The organism is Staphylococcus auricularis (assembly GCF_051172115.1).
Classification (GTDB): Bacteria; Bacillota; Bacilli; order Staphylococcales; family Staphylococcaceae; genus Staphylococcus; species Staphylococcus auricularis_A.
In genome coordinates, this window is record NZ_JBPIZN010000006.1 from 24313 (window position 1) to 45026 (window position 20714).

The 20714-nt window shown below is 38.2% G+C and carries 20 protein-coding genes; 18 read left to right on the forward strand and 2 right to left on the reverse strand.

The genetic code is table 11. The features are described 5' to 3' along the window. Positions 1 to 12: 12 nt before the first annotated feature. Positions 13 to 483 (reverse strand): S-ribosylhomocysteine lyase, encoded by a 471-nt coding sequence (locus ACSBRB_RS09410; RefSeq protein ID WP_435032581.1) that lies wholly within the window; start codon positions 481 to 483, stop codon positions 13 to 15. Positions 484 to 720: 237 nt separating this feature from the next. Between ACSBRB_RS09410 and ACSBRB_RS09415 the strand changes: the two genes are divergently transcribed. The 3 genes from ACSBRB_RS09415 to ACSBRB_RS09425 all read left to right on the forward strand — a co-directional run bounded on the left by ACSBRB_RS09415 (position 721) and on the right by ACSBRB_RS09425 (position 3936). Further along, a complete protein-coding gene (locus ACSBRB_RS09415) occupies positions 721 to 1899 on the forward strand; it encodes a M20 family metallopeptidase (protein WP_435032582.1) in 1179 nt (392 codons plus the stop codon). 1 nt (position 1900) lies between these two features. Further along, positions 1901 to 3094: an L-aspartate--L-methionine ligase LdmS gene (gene ldmS / locus ACSBRB_RS09420; protein ID WP_435032583.1), complete on the forward strand. Its 1194-nt coding sequence runs from the start codon at positions 1901 to 1903 to the stop codon at positions 3092 to 3094. A gap of 185 nt (positions 3095 to 3279) precedes the next feature. Further along, complete coding sequence (locus ACSBRB_RS09425; RefSeq protein WP_059107911.1) at positions 3280 to 3936, forward strand: DUF2750 domain-containing protein; 657 nt, start codon at positions 3280 to 3282, stop codon at positions 3934 to 3936. A 71-nt stretch (positions 3937 to 4007) separates the two neighbouring features. Here ACSBRB_RS09425 and coaW read toward each other — a convergent pair whose 3' ends face one another. Beyond that, a complete protein-coding gene (gene coaW / locus ACSBRB_RS09430) occupies positions 4008 to 4811 on the reverse strand; it encodes a type II pantothenate kinase (RefSeq protein ID WP_435032584.1) in 804 nt (267 codons plus the stop codon). Positions 4812 to 5284: 473 nt separating this feature from the next. Between coaW and ACSBRB_RS09435 the strand changes: the two genes are divergently transcribed. The 15 genes from ACSBRB_RS09435 (at position 5285) to ACSBRB_RS09505 (ending at position 20714) form a co-directional block, all read left to right on the forward strand. Beyond that, entirely contained in the window at positions 5285 to 6145 is an 861-nt protein-coding gene (locus ACSBRB_RS09435; RefSeq protein ID WP_435032585.1) for a GNAT family N-acetyltransferase, read from the forward strand. Between the two features lie 112 nt (positions 6146 to 6257). Continuing rightward, positions 6258 to 6830 carry a DNA-directed RNA polymerase subunit delta gene (rpoE, locus tag ACSBRB_RS09440; protein WP_435032586.1) on the forward strand — a complete coding sequence of 191 codons (573 nt, stop codon included), beginning with the start codon at positions 6258 to 6260 and terminating at the stop codon, positions 6828 to 6830. A gap of 223 nt (positions 6831 to 7053) precedes the next feature. After that, entirely contained in the window at positions 7054 to 8667 is a 1614-nt protein-coding gene (gene pyrG / locus ACSBRB_RS09445) for a CTP synthase (RefSeq protein ID WP_435032587.1), read from the forward strand. 242 nt (positions 8668 to 8909) lie between these two features. Next, complete coding sequence (gene fdaB / locus ACSBRB_RS09450) at positions 8910 to 9767, forward strand: class IIb fructose-bisphosphate aldolase FdaB (protein WP_435032588.1); 858 nt, start codon at positions 8910 to 8912, stop codon at positions 9765 to 9767. 420 nt (positions 9768 to 10187) lie between these two features. After that, complete coding sequence (gene murA, locus ACSBRB_RS09455; RefSeq protein ID WP_435032589.1) at positions 10188 to 11447, forward strand: UDP-N-acetylglucosamine 1-carboxyvinyltransferase; 1260 nt, start codon at positions 10188 to 10190, stop codon at positions 11445 to 11447. 89 nt (positions 11448 to 11536) lie between these two features. Next, positions 11537 to 11887 (forward strand): winged helix-turn-helix transcriptional regulator, encoded by a 351-nt coding sequence (locus tag ACSBRB_RS09460; RefSeq protein WP_435032590.1) that lies wholly within the window; start codon positions 11537 to 11539, stop codon positions 11885 to 11887. A 226-nt stretch (positions 11888 to 12113) separates the two neighbouring features. Next, positions 12114 to 13544 (forward strand): aldehyde dehydrogenase family protein, encoded by a 1431-nt coding sequence (locus ACSBRB_RS09465; RefSeq protein ID WP_435032591.1) that lies wholly within the window; start codon positions 12114 to 12116, stop codon positions 13542 to 13544. Between the two features lie 245 nt (positions 13545 to 13789). Then, on the forward strand, positions 13790 to 15106 hold the full coding sequence (rho, locus tag ACSBRB_RS09470) for a transcription termination factor Rho (RefSeq protein WP_107392112.1): 1317 nt from the start codon (positions 13790 to 13792) through the stop codon (positions 15104 to 15106). Positions 15107 to 15255: 149 nt separating this feature from the next. Next, a complete protein-coding gene (locus ACSBRB_RS09475) occupies positions 15256 to 15519 on the forward strand; it encodes a type B 50S ribosomal protein L31 (RefSeq protein ID WP_059107901.1) in 264 nt (87 codons plus the stop codon). A gap of 273 nt (positions 15520 to 15792) precedes the next feature. After that, entirely contained in the window at positions 15793 to 16392 is a 600-nt protein-coding gene (locus ACSBRB_RS09480) for a thymidine kinase (RefSeq protein ID WP_435032592.1), read from the forward strand. Beyond that, on the forward strand, positions 16392 to 17471 hold the full coding sequence (prfA, locus tag ACSBRB_RS09485; RefSeq protein ID WP_059107899.1) for a peptide chain release factor 1: 1080 nt from the start codon (positions 16392 to 16394) through the stop codon (positions 17469 to 17471). The genes ACSBRB_RS09480 and prfA overlap by 1 nt, the downstream gene beginning before the upstream one ends. Further along, positions 17458 to 18306, forward strand: coding sequence for a peptide chain release factor N(5)-glutamine methyltransferase (gene prmC / locus ACSBRB_RS09490; RefSeq protein ID WP_435032593.1), 849 nt, complete (start codon positions 17458 to 17460; stop codon positions 18304 to 18306). The genes prfA and prmC overlap by 14 nt, the downstream gene beginning before the upstream one ends. 53 nt (positions 18307 to 18359) lie before the next feature. Beyond that, complete coding sequence (locus ACSBRB_RS09495) at positions 18360 to 19403, forward strand: L-threonylcarbamoyladenylate synthase (RefSeq protein ID WP_435032594.1); 1044 nt, start codon at positions 18360 to 18362, stop codon at positions 19401 to 19403. 5 nt (positions 19404 to 19408) lie between these two features. Beyond that, positions 19409 to 19828 (forward strand): low molecular weight protein arginine phosphatase, encoded by a 420-nt coding sequence (locus ACSBRB_RS09500; RefSeq protein WP_435032595.1) that lies wholly within the window; start codon positions 19409 to 19411, stop codon positions 19826 to 19828. A gap of 343 nt (positions 19829 to 20171) precedes the next feature. Continuing rightward, positions 20172 to 20714, forward strand: a complete 543-nt coding sequence (locus ACSBRB_RS09505; protein WP_107398049.1) for a TIGR01440 family protein — start codon at positions 20172 to 20174, stop codon at positions 20712 to 20714.

Sequence of the window (20714 nt, forward strand, 5' to 3'; positions counted from 1 at the left end):
GTTTGGACGTTATTATTCTCCTGTACCGTAAATGTCATGCCATTTATCACGGTGATCTAAAAAGTCTTGTGCAATGGCTTTCGCACCTTCTAATGAGTGACTTGCTGCCCAGCCACATTGTACTTCATTGCATGCAGGAACTTCTGTAGCATCTAACACATCGTTCAGTGTTTGTTCCACGATGTTTAACACATCATCATAGTCATCGTGATTAATGAAAGAAACGTAGAATCCTGTTTGACAACCCATTGGACTTAAATCGACAACTTTGTCAGTATGGTTTCTAATGTTTTCAGCCATTAAGTGTTCAAGTGAATGAAGTCCTGGCATATCCATGTGTGCTTTGTTCGGTTGTTTAAAGCGAATATCATATTTGTGAATTGTATCGCCATTTAACCCTTCTACTGTGCCTGCTAAGCGAATAAATGGTGCTACAACTTTAGTGTGGTCTAAGTTAAAGCTTTCAACGTTCATTTTTGTCATGTCTAACCCTCCTAAGTTAAATCCTACCGTCATTGTATCAATTGCTATACACTTTTACAATTTCACTAACCCCGTGTAGTACATACATTTTAACCTAAATAATAGAAAATTGTTGCAAAAACGATGATATCCGATAAAATAGGTAATAATTAAAAATTCACAAGGAACCAACTTTAAAGCGACATATTTAATAATTATTTAACAACATTGTGTACGTTGGTAAAGGAGAAATAATATATGGAGATTAAGCAATTTATCTTAGATTTTATAGATAATCATCGATCTGACTACATTTTGATGAGCCATCGCATTCACCAACGTCCAGAATTAGGAAACGAAGAAATTTTTGCTTCAAGGACACTTAGTGAACAATTGAGTAATCATGGCTTTGAGGTAGAGACGGATATAGCGAGTCATGGTACTGGTTTTATTGCCCGTTATGACTCTGGAAAAGAGGGGCCGAATATCGGCTTTTTAGCGGAATACGATGCGTTACCGGGATTAGGCCATGCTTGTGGCCATAATATTATCGGTACGACGAGTATTTTAGCAGGGATTGCGTTATCTAAAGTCATTGATGATTTGGGTGGACAAGTGATTGTGTATGGTTGTCCAGCTGAAGAAGGTGGAGAGAATGGCAGTGCGAAAGCCTCATATGTCAAAGCGGATATTTTCGATGATTTGGATGTGGCGCTCATGGTACATCCAGGGAATGAAACGTACGTGACTGGGCCGACACTTGCCGTAGATGTCTTGGATATTAAATTTTACGGGAAAAGTGCCCACGCTTCTGAAAATGCGCCAGAAGCACGCAACGCTTTAGACGCGATGATTTCTTACTTTAACGGTGTCGCACAACTGAGACAACATATCAAAGAGAACCAACGCGTACACGGCATCATTATCAATGGTGGCAGTGCCGCAAATATTATACCGGATTTCACGCACGCACGATTCTATACTCGTGCAACGTCACGCGAAGAACTCGATGTGCTCACAGACCGTGTAAGACAGATTGCTAAAGGCGCTGCACTTCAAACAGGATGTGATTTTGAATTTGCGCCGATACAAAACGGCGTCAATGAATTTATCATTACACCCAAATTAGATGATCTATTTCGCAAATATGCAATTGAGATGGGAGAACGAGTGGTGGATGAAGACTTTGGTTATGGTTCGACTGATACTGGGAACGTCAGTCATGTGGTACCAACGATTCATCCGCACATCAAGATTGGTTCACGTAATCTCGTGGGTCATACCCATCGTTTTAGAGAAGCAGCTGCAAGTGTACAAGGGGACGAAGCTTTAATTAATGGCGCTAAAATACTCGCGCTGATGGGTCTGGAATTAATCAGTAATCCAGCATTACTCGCTGAAATTCAGACCGAGCATCAACAAATAAAGGGGAATTAGTATGACAGAACTTCGGGGATTACATCCTAAACTAACGTTAAGTGACTTATACGATAGCAATGTCGTTTATACATCGAGACCATCTTATACTTCTAATCCGTGGCTTGAACCAGCCGAACATCAATCTAATTTTTTGACGGGACGTGAATTGTTAATTGCTAATCAGATGCCAGTCATCGTACATGAAGCGAGTGTCACAGATAAATTATCACAATTATTTGACGCAATTGGCTTCTCAATACCTGATTCGATTTATCGTTTTCACGATCAAGAGAGTTATGAATCCTTAATCCAGCGTCTAGCTTTGAATGAGGATAAAAAGATTTATTTTCAATATGTTCATGGGGATGAGGTATTAGATGCGGAACACTATGCATTGAATAAAGAAACGTTTATTGCACTAAATAATAAAGCACGCATCGAAGAATGGACAGGAGGCCGTTATCTACCTCGGCGACAAATTGTTACGCTTGCAGACTTTGATGGCGTGATTAAAGAGTGGGATTTTCCATTTGTATTAAAACCAGGAGATGATCTTCCTACTGCAGGAGGCTATGGTGTGATGATTTGTTATGACGAAGCGGACTTGGAAAAAGCGTCACGACGCATTCATCAAGCTGAAGAAGCGACGCAACACATCATTATTGAACAAAAAGTAGAAGCTGTAGCAAATTACTGTGTGCAATATGCCTATAGTGATGAGTTAGGGCTACAATACTTAGGAACTGCAGAACAACTTACCGATCGTTATGGTTTTTATAAAGGCAATCAGAATGTCAAAGACGTACCACAAAAAGTAATTGATGCGGGGCGTGAAATCATGGAATTGGGTGTCGAAAAAGGGTTCTTTGGTGTAGCAGGCTTTGATTTGTTACTCGATGATCAGAAAGAAGTTTATGCGATAGATCTCAACTTTAGACAAAATGGTTCGACAAGTATGTTATTACTCGAACCAGAACTCAATAAAGGGTATCACAAATTCTATAGTTATATTTCGCCATGTGATAACACACACTTCTTTGAAACGATTTTAAAATATGTGAAACAACATGTGTTATTCCCACTTTCTTACTATGATGGCGAGTGGTATACCTCTGAAGCAGTACCATCCCGCTTCGGCTGTATCTGGCACGCTGAAAGTAAAGAGGAAGTGGAGCGACTCGAATCACAATTTTTAGCTGAACTGGAGTCGTAAGATTCACAGCACGGTGGCTTTTTTAAGATCATCCTTTCATGCGAAAGCGTTTGAAGTTTCTCAATACTTTAAATGTACCATCTAGTGTCATTTGAATCCTCGTGTCAAACGATGTTGTTTGACTACCATATAGGAGTCATATATATTGTTAATTGCATACAAATTTATGAAACGAGGGTTAAATTATGTCGTATAAAGAACAGTCATTTTTTCGTGATATACTGGTAACAGAAATCTTTTACATCGCTACAAAAGACAAAAAAATGATTCGCGCTAAAGATTCAGACTACATTTGCGCATGGTCTGATCGTGATTTAGCAGAAAGTTATTTAAAAGATGCACAAGTGCCTTATGACAAGATTCATGAAATGGATATCGATCGTTTTGCGACGTATGAAGTAGATGAGGTCTTTGATAAAGGGGATCATGTGTTAATTAATCCTTCAGCTGACGAAGAAGGGACACAAATTGATATTGTAGAAGTCACTGAAGAGTTAATGACTGAATTAGATAACATCCGCGTGAAAGAATTCGCCAAAGATGTTGCGAAAGAAGATTCAGTATACGGTTTAACACGTAAAGATGAAAACCACTTCATCATGATTGGTGATAAACCAGATGAAAAACCGCACATCATGCCTGTTTGGAGTATACGTAACAGAGCAGCGAAAGTGCGTGACCATGACTTTGAAGAATGTGAAGTTATCGAAATTGAAGGAGAAGTCTTTGCTGAATGGTTAGATGAACTCCGCGATGATGATAATGCGGTTGGCGTAGACCTAAAAGCTGGGGTAGTTGGGACAGTCGTATCTGCCCAAACATTAGCAGATGAAATGTATTAATCCGTCATAAATGAAAGAGTAGGATAAAAACCTAGTGATTATCACAGGTTTCATCCTACTCTTTTTTTGATTTAAGCGTTGAGATAAATCGTACCGAGGGCACCAGAAAAAGCACCATGGTCAATGTAATACGGTTTGCAGCCACGTAATATTGTATAATCTTCTACGACTTTACGTAATAATGAGTCATTGTGGAATGATGAGCCGATATAAACGACATTTTCAGTTTGATATTCGCGAGCAACAGTAATGGACATGGTTGTGACGACTTCACCCACGACACCTACGACAGACGCAAGCTTATCTGCATCTGAAAAATCTTCATCCATATGTTGCATGACATGGGCGAAGTTTGCGGCAGTTAAGTCACCTGAAATAGGCGGTTCAGAATCTTTATAAATGTGTTTTACTTTCAAGTCTATTAATTCTCGATCACCTTGTTGTGCTGTATCAGTCAGTGTTTTGTAGTCTTTGATACCAGTGAGTAAGAAGCCTAAACCTTGTATCATACCGCCACCTGTACCGATACCACCGACACGTTGTTGTGCTTTACCATCATAATAATGGATAGAAGTGCCTGTACCGACATTTGAGAAAATATAATCATCTAGGTGGTAACCTTGTTCTTCTAATAAAATATGTAATCCTTTAGCCGCAGCATCAAATTCTACAAATGTGTTTGCGTCTTGTTTGAGTTGATCTTTAATGACGCCTGCATTACCTCCTGTTAAGTTGATAGATTCAAACGTTTCACTATTCAACCATTGAATCACTTCATCGATATTTGTTGTTAAAGTTGTTTCATAACTCCGTTCATTATCTTGGACTTTGACGATTTTAATTAATGTCCCACCTGCGTCAATGCCTACTTTCATGACTAGACCACTCCTAAGTAATTTTAAACCATGCAATAGGTTGCAATGATATTAAGTTAAATCAATATTATATTAACGAAAGAAGCATCATCATGTAAAGATTTTCGTAAGCGCTTTACTACCTGATTGTACTTCATTCTAATTGCACACAATCATAAAAACACAGTCATATGTAGTGATGCCACGATGAATAGGTACAATTGTGAAAAAATGATGACGCTTTACTTTACTAATGTATATTTTTCGCAACATTTATCGTTTCAAATCATTGAATTAAGCTCATTCACGCATGATTAAGGATTATTACGGTGAAGAAGGGGAATAAATAATTAAGTTGTGTTTCATCCTATCGAAAGAGCGGTTATACGATAAAACAAATTTGAAGTATGACCACACGATGAAATTTATTCATTATATTACACTGATGAAAATTTTAAAATGATAAACCAATCAATAAAATGGGGGATATAAAGATGTTTGTAAAAGAACAATATGAAGATATAACAGTACAAGTTTATGAGGAACGCTATAGAGATGCGTTGTATGATTTTGTATTAAGTGAAAGACAACAAGTCTATTCTTCTTTACCTAAAGAGGTATTGGACGATGCGCTTAATGATGAAGATCGCACGGCAAATATCGTATTAAATGATGAAGACGAAGTTGTAGGTTTCTTTGTTTTACATCAATATTATCAACACGAAGGCTATGATACGCCGAATCATGTCGTCTATGTGCGCTCTTTATCTATCAACGAAGCACACCAAGGGAAAGGGTATGGTACGAAAATGATGATGTATTTACCTCAATATGTGCAAACTTTATTCCCTGATTTTAACCACCTATATCTTGTCGTAGATGCTGAAAATAAAAGTGCATGGAACGTGTATGAACGTGCCGGTTTCATGCATGCAGCTACGAAAGAAGAAGGACCAATTGGAAAAGAACGTTTATATTATTTAGATTTAGATTCTAAATATGTGTCTTCGCTTAGATTAAAACCGAATGACGACGCGTCCATGTCAGAGATTACGATTGTAGATTTAAATAAAGATGATGAACAAGTAGGATTTTTAACGCTTGAGCAGCAAGAACAAACCCTCGTCATTCACGCGATAGAAGTAGTAGAAACCGAACGTGGTAATGGCATTGCTGAAAGTGCCTTAAGACAATTAGCTACTTATGTACGTAAACATTTTGAAACGGTGAAACAGATTCGCATCACGCTTTACGGTGAAGAAAATGAATTCAAACCGCTCTGCCATGCAAGTAACTTCGTAGACGTCGCAAGTAACGCATACTTTACCGTTTTTGAAAAATACATAAACTACTAATATGCGTTGCGAAATCACGTGTTGTCATTTATAATTTAAATTTGTTACCATAAATAGAGTTACGACGACAATGAATTTTTGATAAATGCCTGTGAAAGGAAGTATATGTAGTATGAAAATTCAAGATTATACAAAAGAAATGGTTGATGAGAAATCCTTCATTGATATGGCTCATACAATGTTAGAAGAAAAAGGTACTACAATGAACTTGTATGACATGATAGATGAGCTTAAAGCTTTAGGCGAATATACAGATAAACAAATTGAAGACCGTATCGTACAATTTTACACAGACTTAAACACAGATGGTCGATTCTTAAATGTTGGAGAAAATGAATGGGGCTTACGTGACTGGTACTCTGTCGCTGACATTGAAGAAAAAATCGCTCCAACAATTCAAAAATTTGATATCTTAGACGATGAAGATGAAGAAGATAAAAACTTAAAATTATTAGGTGACGATGATCACGACGATGACGATGACATCCCAGCAAGTACAGATGATCAAGAAACATTAGATGCAGCAGAAACACCTAATGATGACAGCCAAACTGAAGAAGAAATTAACGATTCTGATATCGTGATCGATGAAGACGAAGATGATGAATTAGAAGAAGATGAAGCAGCTATTGCTGATCAAGAAGAATCATCAGACGATGAAGATTTCAATGAAGAATCATCATAATTTTTAATTGACTTTTTGACGCAAAATGATAGAATTTAGTTTGGGCTCCTTTAAATAGGACAACGTGTATAAACCATACGCTCCCCCTTACAATACGTGAGAGGGAGCGATTTTTTTATTAATAATCATGATGTGAAAAATAAACGCATTAAAAACTAAAAATTACGATTCAATGCGATGAATAAGTCGTGGAGATTAACGTTTGGAAGTAGGAGGACTAGAAATGACAAAATTTATATTTGTAACTGGTGGGGTAGTTTCTTCATTAGGTAAAGGAATCACCGCAGCTTCTTTAGGTAGATTGTTAAAAGATAGAGGATTAAACGTAACCATTCAAAAGTTTGACCCATACCTCAATGTCGATCCGGGTACGATGAGTCCGTATCAACATGGGGAAGTGTTTGTCACTGATGATGGTGCAGAAACGGATTTAGATTTAGGCCATTATGAACGTTTTATCGACATTAACCTAAACAAATATTCAAACGTTACAGCAGGAAAAGTTTACTCCCATGTATTGAAAAAAGAACGCCGTGGTGATTACCTAGGTGGTACGGTTCAAGTCATTCCACATATTACCAATGAAATTAAAGAACGCTTATTACTAGCTGGTGAAAGTACGAATGCTGACGTTGTCATTACAGAAATTGGTGGGACAACAGGTGATATCGAATCACTCCCATTCATTGAAGCGATTCGTCAAATTCGTAGCGACTTAGGTAGAGAAAATGTCATGTATGTTCACTGTACATTATTACCTTATATTAAAGCTGCTGGTGAGATGAAAACAAAACCGACACAACACAGTGTGAAAGAATTACGTGGCCTTGGTATTCAACCAGACCTCATCGTCGTAAGATCTGAATATGAAATGACACAAGACTTGAAAGATAAAATTGCGTTGTTCTGTGACATCGAAAAAGAAAGTGTCATTGAATGTCGCGATGCTTCTTCACTTTATGAAATTCCGCTACAACTTAGCGATCAAAACATGGACGATATCGTCATTAATCGCCTTCAATTAGAAGCGAAGTATGACACACAACTAGATGAATGGCAATACTTATTGGATACCGTGAATCACTTAGAAGGTAGCGTTAACATCGCGCTTGTAGGTAAATATGTCAGCTTGCAAGATGCTTATTTATCTGTCGTAGAATCATTACGTCATGCTGGTTATCCATTCAAAAAAGATATCGAAGTAAACTGGATTGACTCTAGCTTACTTACACCTGATAATGCGGCTGAATATTTATCAGAAGCGGATGGTATTTTAGTGCCAGGTGGCTTTGGTTTCCGTGCGAGCGAAGGTAAAATTGCGGCGATCCAATATGCACGTGAAAACAATGTACCGTACTTTGGTATTTGCTTAGGCATGCAACTTGCAACCGTAGAATACGCACGTAATGTGTTAGGTTTAGAAGGTGCACATTCTGCAGAATTAGATCCAGAAACACCATATCCAATTATTGATTTACTACCTGAACAAAAAGACATTGAAGATTTAGGTGGTACATTGAGACTCGGTCTATACCCAGCACATATTAAAGAGGGAACAATGGCGAGTGAGATTTATTCAGAACAAGATATTGCAGAAAGACACCGTCACCGTTACGAATTTAACAACGATTACCGTGAACAATTAGAAGATGCAGGATTAGTATTCTCAGCTACTAGTCCAGATGGTCGTTTGATTGAAATGGTTGAATTGCCAAAAAATGACTTCTTCATCGCTTGTCAATTCCACCCTGAATTCTTATCAAGACCTAACCGTCCACATCCAATCTTTAAATCATTTATCGAAGCAAGTTTAAACTGTCAACAACGTAAATCATAAAATGAGCATGATAGGGCTAAGTCTCGACACACAAAAATGTGTGAGGCTTAGCCTTTTTTAATTAAAATCACAATTGCACGGTCCTTTTATAGCCGAAAATACTGTTCCAAATAGCCAATAATTAAAAGTACAAAATAAAAGCGTTTTCATTTAAAAGTATTTCTGTACATGAGGTGGAATTCTGGTATAATCAGTTTGAATTTGAAAAAGATGTGCGTGATGCACGAATAGGAGGAACAACAATGCCTTTAGTTTCAATGAAGGAAATGTTAATTGACGCGAAAGAAAATGGTTATGCGGTTGGACAATACAATTTAAACAATTTGGAATTTACACAAGCGATCTTAGAAGCTTCTCAAGAAGAAAATGCACCGGTGATTCTTGGTGTGTCTGAAGGCGCAGCACGTTATATGAGCGGATTTTATACAGTAGTAAAAATGGTGGAAGGATTAATCCATGATTTAAACATTACTGTGCCTGTGGCGATTCACTTAGACCATGGTTCTAGTTTCGACAAATGTAAAGAAGCGATTGATGCAGGTTTCACATCTGTCATGATTGATGCTTCTCATGAATCATTTGAAGATAATGTTGCAATCACTTCAAAAGTAGTGGAATACGCACATCAACACGGTGTTTCAGTAGAAGCTGAACTCGGTACAGTAGGTGGACAAGAAGATGATGTGGTGGCAGATGGCATCATCTATGCAGATCCAAAAGAATGTCAAGAACTTGTTGAACGTACAGATATCGATACACTTGCACCTGCTTTAGGCTCCGTACACGGACCTTATAAAGGTGAACCTAAACTAGGTTTTAAAGAAATGGAAGAAATCGGTGCTTCTACTGGTTTGCCACTCGTACTTCACGGCGGAACAGGTATTCCAACGAAGGATATCCAAAAAGCAATTCCGTTTGGTACAGCTAAAATTAATGTGAACACAGAAAATCAAATTGCATCTGCTAAAGCAGTACGTGATGTCCTCAATAACGATAAAGATGTTTACGATCCACGTAAATATTTAGGGCCTGCACGTGAAGCAATCAAAGAAACGGTCAAAGGCAAAATCAGAGAATTTGGCACTACAAACAGAGCCTAAACCTCATCTTATTCATAACAACAAAATCTCATTATTTTAATTAACGAGATCTAGACGCAACCCTTTTTCGGCTAGCCACAGTGCGTAGACACCTTACGATGACTATACGTGGTACTCATGCAAAGCAAAAGGAACACGCGTGAGATCTCGTTTCTTTTTGTGCAACTCTATCATTCAGTGTATAGCTTAAATTGTGCTATAATAATTTATGCTAAAGTACAACTTTGTGCTACATACGAAACCATTTACCTTGCATGAGTGACTGTTGTTGCACGATTTATGTGTTAGGGTCATCATAAATCGTTGGCCGAAACAAAATGAAGCCTGTCGTTGTTTTCTCGTTTTGCAAACCGTATTCTTTTCATTTATAATGCTCATGATGTAAAAAATAAGTAGGACAAATATAAAGGAGATTAAGCTATGGCTCAAGAAGTGATTAAAATTAGAGGTGGTCAAACACTTAAAGGGACAGTAGATATTCACGGTGCTAAAAACAGTGCAGTAGCGATTATTCCTGCTACTATTTTAGCGGAAGAGCCTGTGACAATTGAAGGCTTACCTCAAATTTCAGATATAGATACGTTAGTCAGTTTATTAGAGGATTTAAATATTAAAACTGAGATTGATGGCACAACTTTACATGTAGATCCTACTGAAATAAAAAATGCACCCCTTCCAAATCATAAAGTACAATCTTTACGTGCGTCATATTACATGATGGGGGCTATGCTTAGCCGTTTCAATAAATGCGTGATTGGTTTACCAGGAGGATGCCCACTTGGACCAAGACCGATTGACCAACATATTAAAGGGTTTAAAGCATTAGGTGCAGAAGTTGATGAATCAAGTAGCACATCTATGAAGTTAGAAGCAGAACACTTAGCAGGTGCTGAAGTTTATTTAGACGTAGTTAGTGTGGGTGCCACAATTAATATCATGTTAGCGGCAGTTCGAGCTGAGGGACGTACAGTCATTGAAAATGCTGCAAAAGAACCAGAAGTTGTTGACGTTGCAAACTTCTTAATGAGTTTAGGTGCCAATATTAAAGGTGCAGGTACAACTTCAATTAAAATCGAAGGTACGGATCATTTACACGGTACAACTCATACGGTGATTCCTGACCGTATCGAAGCAGGTACCTACATGTGTATGGCCGCAGCTTGTGGTGAAGAGGTGCGAATCAATAATATTATCCCTAAACATATGGAACCTCTCACAGTGAAATTACAAGAATTAGGTGTCAATGTAGACGTCCAAGAAGATCATGCAGTGATTAGTAAAGGTGATACGTATCAAAGTGTAGACGTTAAAACAGCGGTTTATCCTGGCTTTGCGACAGATTTACAACAGCCGATCACACCGTTACTTACGATGTGTGACGGTATCTCTACCGTGACAGATACGATTTATCCAAAACGTTTCAAACACGTTGATGAATTAGAACGTATGGGCGCATCTATTACGACAGACGATGGTACTGCTACAATCAAACCTTCAACGTTATCTGGTGCTGAAGTTTATGCGAGTGACTTACGTGCAGGTGCTTGCTTAATCGTTGCTGGTTTATTAACCCAAGATGTCACAACCATCTACAACGTTAAACACATCTACAGAGGTTATACAGATATTGTGAAGACATTGAAATCTCTAGGTGCAGATGTATGGACTGAAGAAGTTTAAGATTTGTGGTATCATTGTATAATAAAAGTGATAATAAGTGAAAATATACAATGATATTGGGAATGAACCAATTGGGAGAGGTGATATTGATGGAAGTTTGCCCATATCTAGAAGAAACTTTTAAAATTGTCGGTAAAAGCTGGAATGGTCTTATCATCAACTACTTGTCTCAGTGTCCAGAGCAGACGGCACATTTTTCAGAAATCAAACGAGATTTAAAAAAAATTACACCACGCTCTTTAAGTATGAAACTGAGTGAGTTAGGTGGATGGGGATTAGTTGAAAAACAAATAACATCTAAACAGCCAGTACAAATTAGATATCAGTTAACAGACAAAGGTGTCGCACTGGCAGAAGCGTTAAAACCATTGGAAAATTGGGCACACACGTTTATTAATTTAGAACAAGAAAATGCACAAGATGACGAAAATGCGCAGTAATTCAGCGAGCATCGTGTAGGGTGTCTCAATGGTCTAACGCGCCTATATTAATAATAATCATGAGCGATTAAATCGTTTCAACCGTAGAAAATTTTGCTGAAACCATGGGTGTTGAGTGAAGGTTCTAGGTTGCTTATTAAGATTTAATCGTTCTTTTTTTATGTTTAGAAAAGCGAAAGCATGTCAATATAATATATATGATTAAGAATTAAGGAGTGTTGAGATAATGAAAAACTACACTAAACAGTATATTAATGGTGAATGGGTAGATAGTAATAGTAACGAAACACTTGAAGTTATCAATCCAGCAACTGAAGAAGTTATCGGCACAATTGCAAATGGTAATAAAGAAGACGTTGACCAAGCAGTTAAAGCCGCAAAAGACGTATATTTAGATTTTCGCAACACACCAGTAAAAGAACGCCAAGACTTATTAGATCGTATCGTTAAAGAATATCAAAATAGAAAAGATGACATTATCGATGCCATCACAGAAGAATTAGGTTCTCCTTTATCAGTATCTGAAAACACACACTATCAAATGGGCTTAGATCATTTCACTGCTGCTAGAGATGCTTTAGATGATTTCCAATTTGAAGAAAAACGTGGAAACAACTTAGTTATGAAAGAAGCAATCGGAGTTGCAGGTTTAATCACTCCATGGAACTTCCCAACAAACCAAACAGCATTAAAATTAGCAGCAGCATTCGCAGCAGGTTGTTCAGTGGTACTTAAACCATCTGAAGAAACACCTTATGCCGCTATTATTTTAGCAGAAATTTTCGATAAAGTAGGCGTACCTAAAGGTGTATTCAACCTCGTTAATGGTGACGGTGAAAACGTTGGTAACCCAATCGCTGAACATCCAGATATTCGCATGGTATCATTCACAGGTTCAGGCGCAGTTGGTTCTAAAATCATGCAAAAAGCTGCAGAAGATATCACAAAAGTTTCTCTTGAATTAGGTGGTAAATCACCATATATCATCCTTGATGATGCTGATATCACTGAAGCAGCTAAAGGTGCAACAAGCAAAGTTGTTAACAATACAGGTCAAGTTTGTACAGCAGGTACACGTACACTTGTACCAGAAAGCAAAAAAGAAGAGTTCTTAACTGCAGTTAAAGAACAATTCAACAACGTTAAAGTGGGCGATCCTCGTTCTGAAGAAACAGACGTTGGTCCAATTATCAACAAAAAACAATTTGATCAAGTTCAAAGCTACATCGACAAAGGTGTTGAAGAAGGTGCAGAATTATTCTTCGGTGGTCCTGGTAAACCTGAAGGCTTAGACAAAGGTTACTTCGCACGTCCAACAATCTTCAACAATGTTGATAACAAAATGACAATTGCTCAAGAAGAAATCTTCGGTCCAGTAATGTCTATCATCACTTACAATGACTTAGACGAAGCAATTGAAATTGCCAACGATACTAAATACGGCTTAGCTGGTTATGTATTTGGTAGAGATCAAGAAACACTACAACGTGTTGCACGTTCTATTGAAGCAGGTACGGTTGAAATCAACGAATCAGGTCGTACACCAGACCTTCCATTCGGTGGTTATAAACAATCTGGTTTAGGTCGTGAATGGGGCGACTATGGTATTGATGAATTCTTAGAAGTGAAATCAATTGCAGGTTATTCTGAAGAATAATCAGACACAATCCCATACCAATGTAAGTTAAAGTTAAGTGGCTGAAACATCGTGGTTATGTTTCCAGCCACTTTTTTTATTCTATTTTAAAATGAATTTACGTATATATTTTTTATATATTGAAGCGGGTTAACAATTTAAATTCGTTTTGTGTTTGTATGGAAAATTTGCTATAGTTAGTGAGGTACATGAGATTAATTTTGATCAGTTCAAAAAATATTAAAATATGAAATGGGTGCAAGATTATGCCTGGAAAAGAACGTACATCTCCTCAATATGAGTCTTTCCACGAATTATATAAAAATTATACGACAAAAGAACTCACACAAAGAGCGAAGTCACTCAAGCTAGTTAATTATAGTAAATTGAATAAAAAAGAATTAGTCCTGGCCATCATGGAAGCACAGATGGAAAAAGACGGCAATTATTATATGGAAGGCATCTTAGATGATATTCAACCTGATGGGTATGGCTTTTTAAGAACAGTCAACTATTCCAAAGGTGAAAAAGATATTTACATCTCCGCAAGCCAAATCAGACGTTTTGAAATCAAACGCGGCGATAAAGTGACCGGAAAGGTTAGAAAACCTAAGGACAATGAAAAGTATTATGGTCTCTTGCAAGTTGATTTTGTCAATGATGAAAATGCCGAAGAAGTTAAAAAACGTCCCCACTTTCAAGCTTTAACACCTCTCTATCCCGAAGAACGCATTGTTCTTGAAACTACAGCAGAAAATTATTCAACGCGCATTATGGATTTAATTTCTCCGATTGGTTTTGGTCAACGTGGTTTAATCGTGGCCCCACCTAAAGCAGGTAAGACATCCTTATTGAAAGACATCGCAAATGCAATTGCTGAAAATAAACCCGACGCAGAATTGTTCATCTTACTTGTCGGTGAACGCCCTGAAGAGGTAACAGATATTGAACGCTCTGTAGAAAGTGCTGAGGTCGTGCATTCTACCTTTGATGAGCCACCTCAACACCACGTGAAAGTTGCAGAGTTATTACTTGAACGTGCAAAACGTCTTGTTGAAATAGGAAAAGACGTGATCATCTTAATGGATTCTATTACCCGTCTAGCTCGTGCATATAACTTAGTCATTCCACCGAGTGGTCGTACACTGTCTGGTGGCTTAGATCCAGCGTCACTTCATAAACCTAAAGCTTTCTTCGGGGCAGCGAGAAATATTGAAGCAGGTGGAAGCTTAACGATTCTTGCAACTGCACTTGTCGATACCGGCTCACGCATGGATGACATGATTTATGAAGAGTTCAAAGGAACCGGTAACATGGAACTGCACTTAGATCGTAAATTAGCTGAACGCCGTATCTTCCCAGCTATTGATATTAGACGGAGTTCTACGCGTAAAGAAGAATTGCTTATCTCACCAAAAGACATGGAATCACTATGGCAATTGCGTAATATGTTTACAGATTCTGTAGACTTCACTGAACGTTTCATTCGAAAATTAAAACGCACGAATGATAACGATGAATTCTTTAAACAGTTACAAGAAGCTGCGAAAGAAAGTACAAAAACCGGCAAACCGATTATTTAAGGCGATTTACTAAGCTTGCGTTTAACCATAGAAATTTTACAATAATGGGTTGCGTTTTATATCGCTAACATTTATAATAATTTAGTATTGGGTAAGAAACTCACAAATAACTCTGTTCCAGATGGTTCAGGGCAAAGGAGCTGAAAATAATGAAACAAGGCATTCATCCCGAATACCACAAAGTTATCTTTTTAGATACAACTACAGATTTTAAATTCTTAAGTGGTTCAACTAAAACATCATCAGAAACTATGAAATGGGAAGACGGTAACGAATATCCAGTTATTCGTTTAGACGTGTCTTCTGATTCACATCCATTCTACACAGGACGTCAAAAATTCGCTGCTGCGGATGGTCGTGTAGAACGTTTCAACAAGAAATTCGGATTCAAATCAAGCAACGACAACAATTAATATTGTTTTTTCAACAGGCTGGGGCAGTTTATCGTCCCAGCCTTTTATCGTTCTTAAACATAATGATAATGTCTTTGTGGGAAGTCATTTTAAGTGTAACGTGTTGTAAGATGCTCAGGATGAAATGCGATAACGTTTCCGCAAGTATCGAAGGACCTTGTATCAACAATATGCTCCTATTTTGTATTTTCAAAATACGATGAAACGGAAGATAAATACATACAAAATATGATATAATGAATCGATTATGTTTTGAAAAGGGTGGAACTGACGATGAATGAAGCGCACCAATGTGGTTGGATAGAATGTATTACAGGCAGCATGTTTAGCGGTAAATCAGAAGAATTGATTCGTCGCTTACGACGCGGCTTGTATGCAAAGCAAAAAGTGATCGTTTTTAAACCCGCTATAGACGATCGCTATCATAAAGATAAAATTGTGTCACACAATGGTAATTCAGTCGAAGCGTTTAATATTACGACAGCTTCTGAAATATTCAAACAAGATTTAACCGATGTAGATGTGATCGGTATTGATGAAGTACAATTTTTTGAAAAGGAAATCGTTCATATTGCACAAAAACTTGCAGATCAAGGTCATCGCGTCATTGTGGCAGGATTAGATCTCGATTTTAGAGGAGAGCCTTTTGAACCTATGCCACAATTGATGGCCGTCAGTGAAGAAGTGACGAAATTACACGCGGTATGTTCTGTGTGTGGTGGTCCTGCAAGTCGAACTCAACGTTTAATTAACGGCAAACCAGCGAGAAGAGATGACCCGATTATTTTAGTCGGTGCAGACGAAAGTTACGAAGCGCGTTGTCGTGCACACCATATTGTATTACCATCTATAGAAGAGGAGGAGAACGATTAATGTTTGATCAATTAGAGATAGTAGAAGATAGATATGAACAACTCAATGAAATGTTAAGTGACCCAGATGTAGTCAATGATTCTGAAAAACTACGTCAATATTCTAAAGAACAAGCAGATTTACAACAAACGGTCGATGTATATCGTCAATATAAACAAGTGAAAGAAGATATTGAAGAAATCGAAGCGATGTTACAAGAGACAAGTGATAAAGATGAAATCGACATTTTAAAAGAAGATTTAAATGCTTCTAAAGAACAAATTCCTGAACTTGAAGATCGTTTGAAATTCTTACTCATCCCTAAAGATCCTAATGATGATAAAAACGTAATTGTTGAAATCCGCGCGGCAGCAGGTGGGGATGAAGCGGCTATCTTTGCTGGTGATTTATTACGTATGTATTCTCGCTATAGTGAAACACTCGGTTACAAAACAGATATCGTAGAGATGAACGCCAGTGATCACGGTGGCTATAAAGAAGTAAGTTTCATGATTCAAGGTCAAGGTGCCTATTCTAAACTGAAATATGAAAACGGTGCGCATCGTGTACAACGTGTGCCAGAAACAGAATCTGGTGGTCGTATCCATACATCTACAGCGACCGTTGCGGTGTTACCTGAAGCGGAAGACGTAGAAGTTGAAATCCGCAATGAAGATATTAAAATCGATACCTATCGCGCAAGCGGTGCTGGGGGCCAACACGTTAATACAACGGACTCTGCCGTACGTATCACTCACTTACCGACGAATACAGTCGTGACTTCTCAAGATGAAAAGTCACAAATTAAAAACCGTGAAAAAGCGATGAAAGTATTAAAAGCACGTGTGTATGATATGAAAGTTCAGGAAGAAGAGGAAAAATATGCCTCTGAACGTAAATCAGCTGTGGGTACAGGGGATCGTTCAGAACGTATCCGTACGTACAATTATCCTCAAAACCGTGTGACAGATCATCGTATTGGTTTAACAATTCAAAAATTAGACCAAATCATGGAAGGTAAACTAGAAGAAATCATCGATGCACTAACGATGTCAGAACAAACCGAAAAACTGAAAGAATTGAACAATGGTGAGCTATAAGACAGTCCTTGAAGCTGCACAGCAACAAGCACAACAGCAAGGGTTTGAAGCTTCACGTGCAGAGTGGTTGTTGCTCGATCTTTTACACTGGAATCGGACTCAGTTTATTATGCATTTAAATGAAGAGATGCCAGAAAATCAGGTCGATATGTATAAACAGGCCGTAGAGCGCATGTTAAAAGGGGAACCGATTCAATATATCGTTGGCTTTCAATCCTTTTATGGTGAAACATTTGAAGTAACACCAGATTGTTTAATCCCTCGACCAGAAACGGAAGAAGTCATGCTTTACTTTCTGGAACAGCTTAACGAAGGCGAGCGTGTCGTAGATATAGGAACTGGAAGCGGTGTGCTGCCAATTATGTTGAAGCGATTAATGCCCTCACTCGATGTTTATGCGACTGACTTGTACCGAGCACCACTCGATGTAGCTGCGCGTAATGCAGATACACATCAAGTGGACATTCATTGGCTACAGGGTGATGTGTTAACACCATTGATAGAGCAAGATATTAAGGTAGATGGTCTCATTTCAAATCCACCTTATATTTCACAGGATGAACGTGAAGTGATGGATCAATCTGTTATCGATTACGAACCAGCACAAGCATTATTCGCAGGAAATAAAGGCTATGCGATTTATGAAAAAATGCTGCAACAGTTACCGCAAGTACTAAATCCTGATGCACAAGTGGTGTTTGAAATAGGTTACAAACAAGCGCATGATCTTACACAAATGATTCATGAATTATATCCAACCATCGACGTCAATATTGTTAAAGATATGAATAACAATGATCGTATTCTTGCTTTTCAGTGGCATTTAGCGTCGTAAACGGGGCTTTAGCGTATCACGACTAAAAATGAAGAAAGGAGTGTGGCACGAAGATGAAAACTAAAGTTTGGGATCTGAGACCGTATCGTGAAGACATAACAAGATATCCGGGCGTAGATGAGATTCAACAAATATATCGGCAAGGTGGTTTGATTGCATTACCAACCGAAACAGTTTATGGGCTCGGTGCCAATGCTTTGGATGAAGCTGCGGTTCGTCATGTGTATGAAGCGAAAGGAAGACCTTCTGATAACCCGCTCATTATTCATGTACACAGCGAGGATCAATTAAATGACTTTGTGTCACATATCCCAGCTGATACGCAAAAATTGATGGATGCATTTTGGCCAGGACCTATCTCATTCATTTTACCCTTAAAAAAAGGATACTTATGTGACCGCGTTACAGGCGGATTAGATTCTATCGCTGTCAGAATGCCAAGTCATCCTATTGGTCGACAAGTGCTACAACTCGTTGATCTTCCCATTGCAGCACCAAGTGCGAACTTAAGTGGGAAACCTTCACCTACGACATTTGATCACGTCTATCATGATTTAAATGGTCGTATCGATGGTATTATACAAGGAGATCAAAGTGAAGAAGGGCTTGAAAGTACCGTATTAGATTGTACCCAAGTGCCATTCCGCATTGCGAGACCTGGTGCCATTACGGCTGAAATGATTGAATCAGTGATAGATCAACAGGTAGAACGTATCGGTATGGTCGATCAAGAACGTCCGATTGCTCCAGGGATGAAGTACAGACATTATGCGCCAGAAACGCCAGTGACAATTGTGTACTCGCTAGAAGAAGCCAAGTCGTTACAAGGTGATAGTGATTGGAGTCAAATGGCTTTGATTTTTCCTGATAATTATCAAAGTGAAATCCCTGAAGAAGCATCATTTATTTCATTGTGTCAAAATGAGCAAGATATCAAAGGTGCGAATCACAACTTATACCATGTCTTACATCAGATTGATATGAGAAGCGACATCAATCAAGCGTATATTTTTGGGTTTAAACCGAGCGATCAAACAGCTGCCATTATGAACCGTATGGAAAAAGCAGCGACACCATCTGAAGCGAAAGGAGAATAAGAAACATGCATATCATATTTGTTTGTACAGGCAATACATGTCGGAGTCCTTTAGCTGAGAGCATTGCTAAATCTCAATTAGAAGATCATGAGATTGAATCTAGAGGGGTATATGCGATTGATGGTCAACCTATAGCTTCAGAAAGTCGCACGCTTATCGAAAATCATGACCTTCCTATGCCGGACGCCGCGCAAAACTTCAGCGCTAAAGATTTGTCTGCAGATTTGATACTGACTATGACTCAAACTCATAAAATGGTGTTAAAGACACAGTATCCTGAAGTTGCCAATGTATACACATTGAAAGAATATGTCGATGAGCAAGGAGATATCGCAGATCCGATTGGTGGCGGTCCAGACACATATCGAGCGGTCTATAGAGAATTAGATGAACTTATACAAACACTTGCGCGAAAAATAAAATAGATAGATTTAACGTATTGGGTTAGTATTCATACCATTCAGTGTGAATGATGTGGAAGCTAGCCCATTTTTTATATTTAAAGGGATTCAATTCAAAGTTAGAAAAAGCGTCCCTACTTTAATCGTTGAACAAAAGTTGCTTAGTTAGATTGCATTCTTATACGAGACTTCTGAAGCATATAGCGGAAATTGGCCATTCATTTTATCCAAATGTGAAACGCAATGGTAAATCAGTATGAGAACGTGTATAAATACGTTATAATATTTATTAATAGCAGCGTTGCTATTGCATTTCAGTCAAGCGTCAGAGACTACATAAGGATTAAATAAAGAAGGGGGTGGGCATATGGAAGATTTAAACACATTGCTCAATGAATTAAAGTCACAAAATTTTTTCAAAAGTGAAGAACTATGCATCATTGGTTGTTCAACCTCAGAAGTACTCGGCGAACGTATCGGAAGTGTCGGTTCAATGGACGTCGCCAAATCTATATTTGAAGCGTTAAAAGCAGTTGAAGAAGAAACAGGGGTCTCATTCGTATTCCAAGGATGTGAACACATCAACCGCGCTGTTACGATTGAACGCAAACACTTTAACCCATTAACGATGGAAGAAGTGACAGTCGTTCCAGATGTACACGCTGGTGGGAGCTTAGCTACATATGCTTATCAACACATGGATGATCCAATGGTAGTGGAACATATCACAGTACCAAAAGGAATAGATATCGGCCAAACGTTGATTGGTATGCACATTAAACATGTCGCTATTCCCGTACGTACCTCAGTGAAAAACATCGGTGAAGCTGTAGTGACAATAGCTTCTTCAAGACCTAAAAAAATTGGTGGAGAACGCGCGAAGTATAACTTAGACGAAGTGAGGGGATAG

Bases quoted from the DNA above. Each gene is read 5' to 3' on its own strand.
- ACSBRB_RS09410 (WP_435032581.1), bottom strand. From the start codon at position 483: ATGACAAAAATGAACGTTGAAAGCTTTAACTTAGACCACACTAAAGTT.
- ACSBRB_RS09415 (WP_435032582.1), top strand. From the start codon at position 721: ATGGAGATTAAGCAATTTATCTTAGATTTTATAGATAATCATCGATCT.
- ldmS (WP_435032583.1), top strand. From the start codon at position 1,901: ATGACAGAACTTCGGGGATTACATCCTAAACTAACGTTAAGTGACTTA.
- ACSBRB_RS09425 (WP_059107911.1), top strand. From the start codon at position 3,280: ATGTCGTATAAAGAACAGTCATTTTTTCGTGATATACTGGTAACAGAA.
- coaW (WP_435032584.1), bottom strand. From the start codon at position 4,811: ATGAAAGTAGGCATTGACGCAGGTGGGACATTAATTAAAATCGTCAAA.
- ACSBRB_RS09435 (WP_435032585.1), top strand. From the start codon at position 5,285: ATGTTTGTAAAAGAACAATATGAAGATATAACAGTACAAGTTTATGAG.
- rpoE (WP_435032586.1), top strand. From the start codon at position 6,258: ATGAAAATTCAAGATTATACAAAAGAAATGGTTGATGAGAAATCCTTC.
- pyrG (WP_435032587.1), top strand. From the start codon at position 7,054: ATGACAAAATTTATATTTGTAACTGGTGGGGTAGTTTCTTCATTAGGT.
- fdaB (WP_435032588.1), top strand. From the start codon at position 8,910: ATGCCTTTAGTTTCAATGAAGGAAATGTTAATTGACGCGAAAGAAAAT.
- murA (WP_435032589.1), top strand. From the start codon at position 10,188: ATGGCTCAAGAAGTGATTAAAATTAGAGGTGGTCAAACACTTAAAGGG.
- ACSBRB_RS09460 (WP_435032590.1), top strand. From the start codon at position 11,537: ATGGAAGTTTGCCCATATCTAGAAGAAACTTTTAAAATTGTCGGTAAA.
- ACSBRB_RS09465 (WP_435032591.1), top strand. From the start codon at position 12,114: ATGAAAAACTACACTAAACAGTATATTAATGGTGAATGGGTAGATAGT.
- rho (WP_107392112.1), top strand. From the start codon at position 13,790: ATGCCTGGAAAAGAACGTACATCTCCTCAATATGAGTCTTTCCACGAA.
- ACSBRB_RS09475 (WP_059107901.1), top strand. From the start codon at position 15,256: ATGAAACAAGGCATTCATCCCGAATACCACAAAGTTATCTTTTTAGAT.
- ACSBRB_RS09480 (WP_435032592.1), top strand. From the start codon at position 15,793: ATGAATGAAGCGCACCAATGTGGTTGGATAGAATGTATTACAGGCAGC.
- prfA (WP_059107899.1), top strand. From the start codon at position 16,392: ATGTTTGATCAATTAGAGATAGTAGAAGATAGATATGAACAACTCAAT.
- prmC (WP_435032593.1), top strand. From the start codon at position 17,458: ATGGTGAGCTATAAGACAGTCCTTGAAGCTGCACAGCAACAAGCACAA.
- ACSBRB_RS09495 (WP_435032594.1), top strand. From the start codon at position 18,360: ATGAAAACTAAAGTTTGGGATCTGAGACCGTATCGTGAAGACATAACA.
- ACSBRB_RS09500 (WP_435032595.1), top strand. From the start codon at position 19,409: ATGCATATCATATTTGTTTGTACAGGCAATACATGTCGGAGTCCTTTA.
- ACSBRB_RS09505 (WP_107398049.1), top strand. From the start codon at position 20,172: ATGGAAGATTTAAACACATTGCTCAATGAATTAAAGTCACAAAATTTT.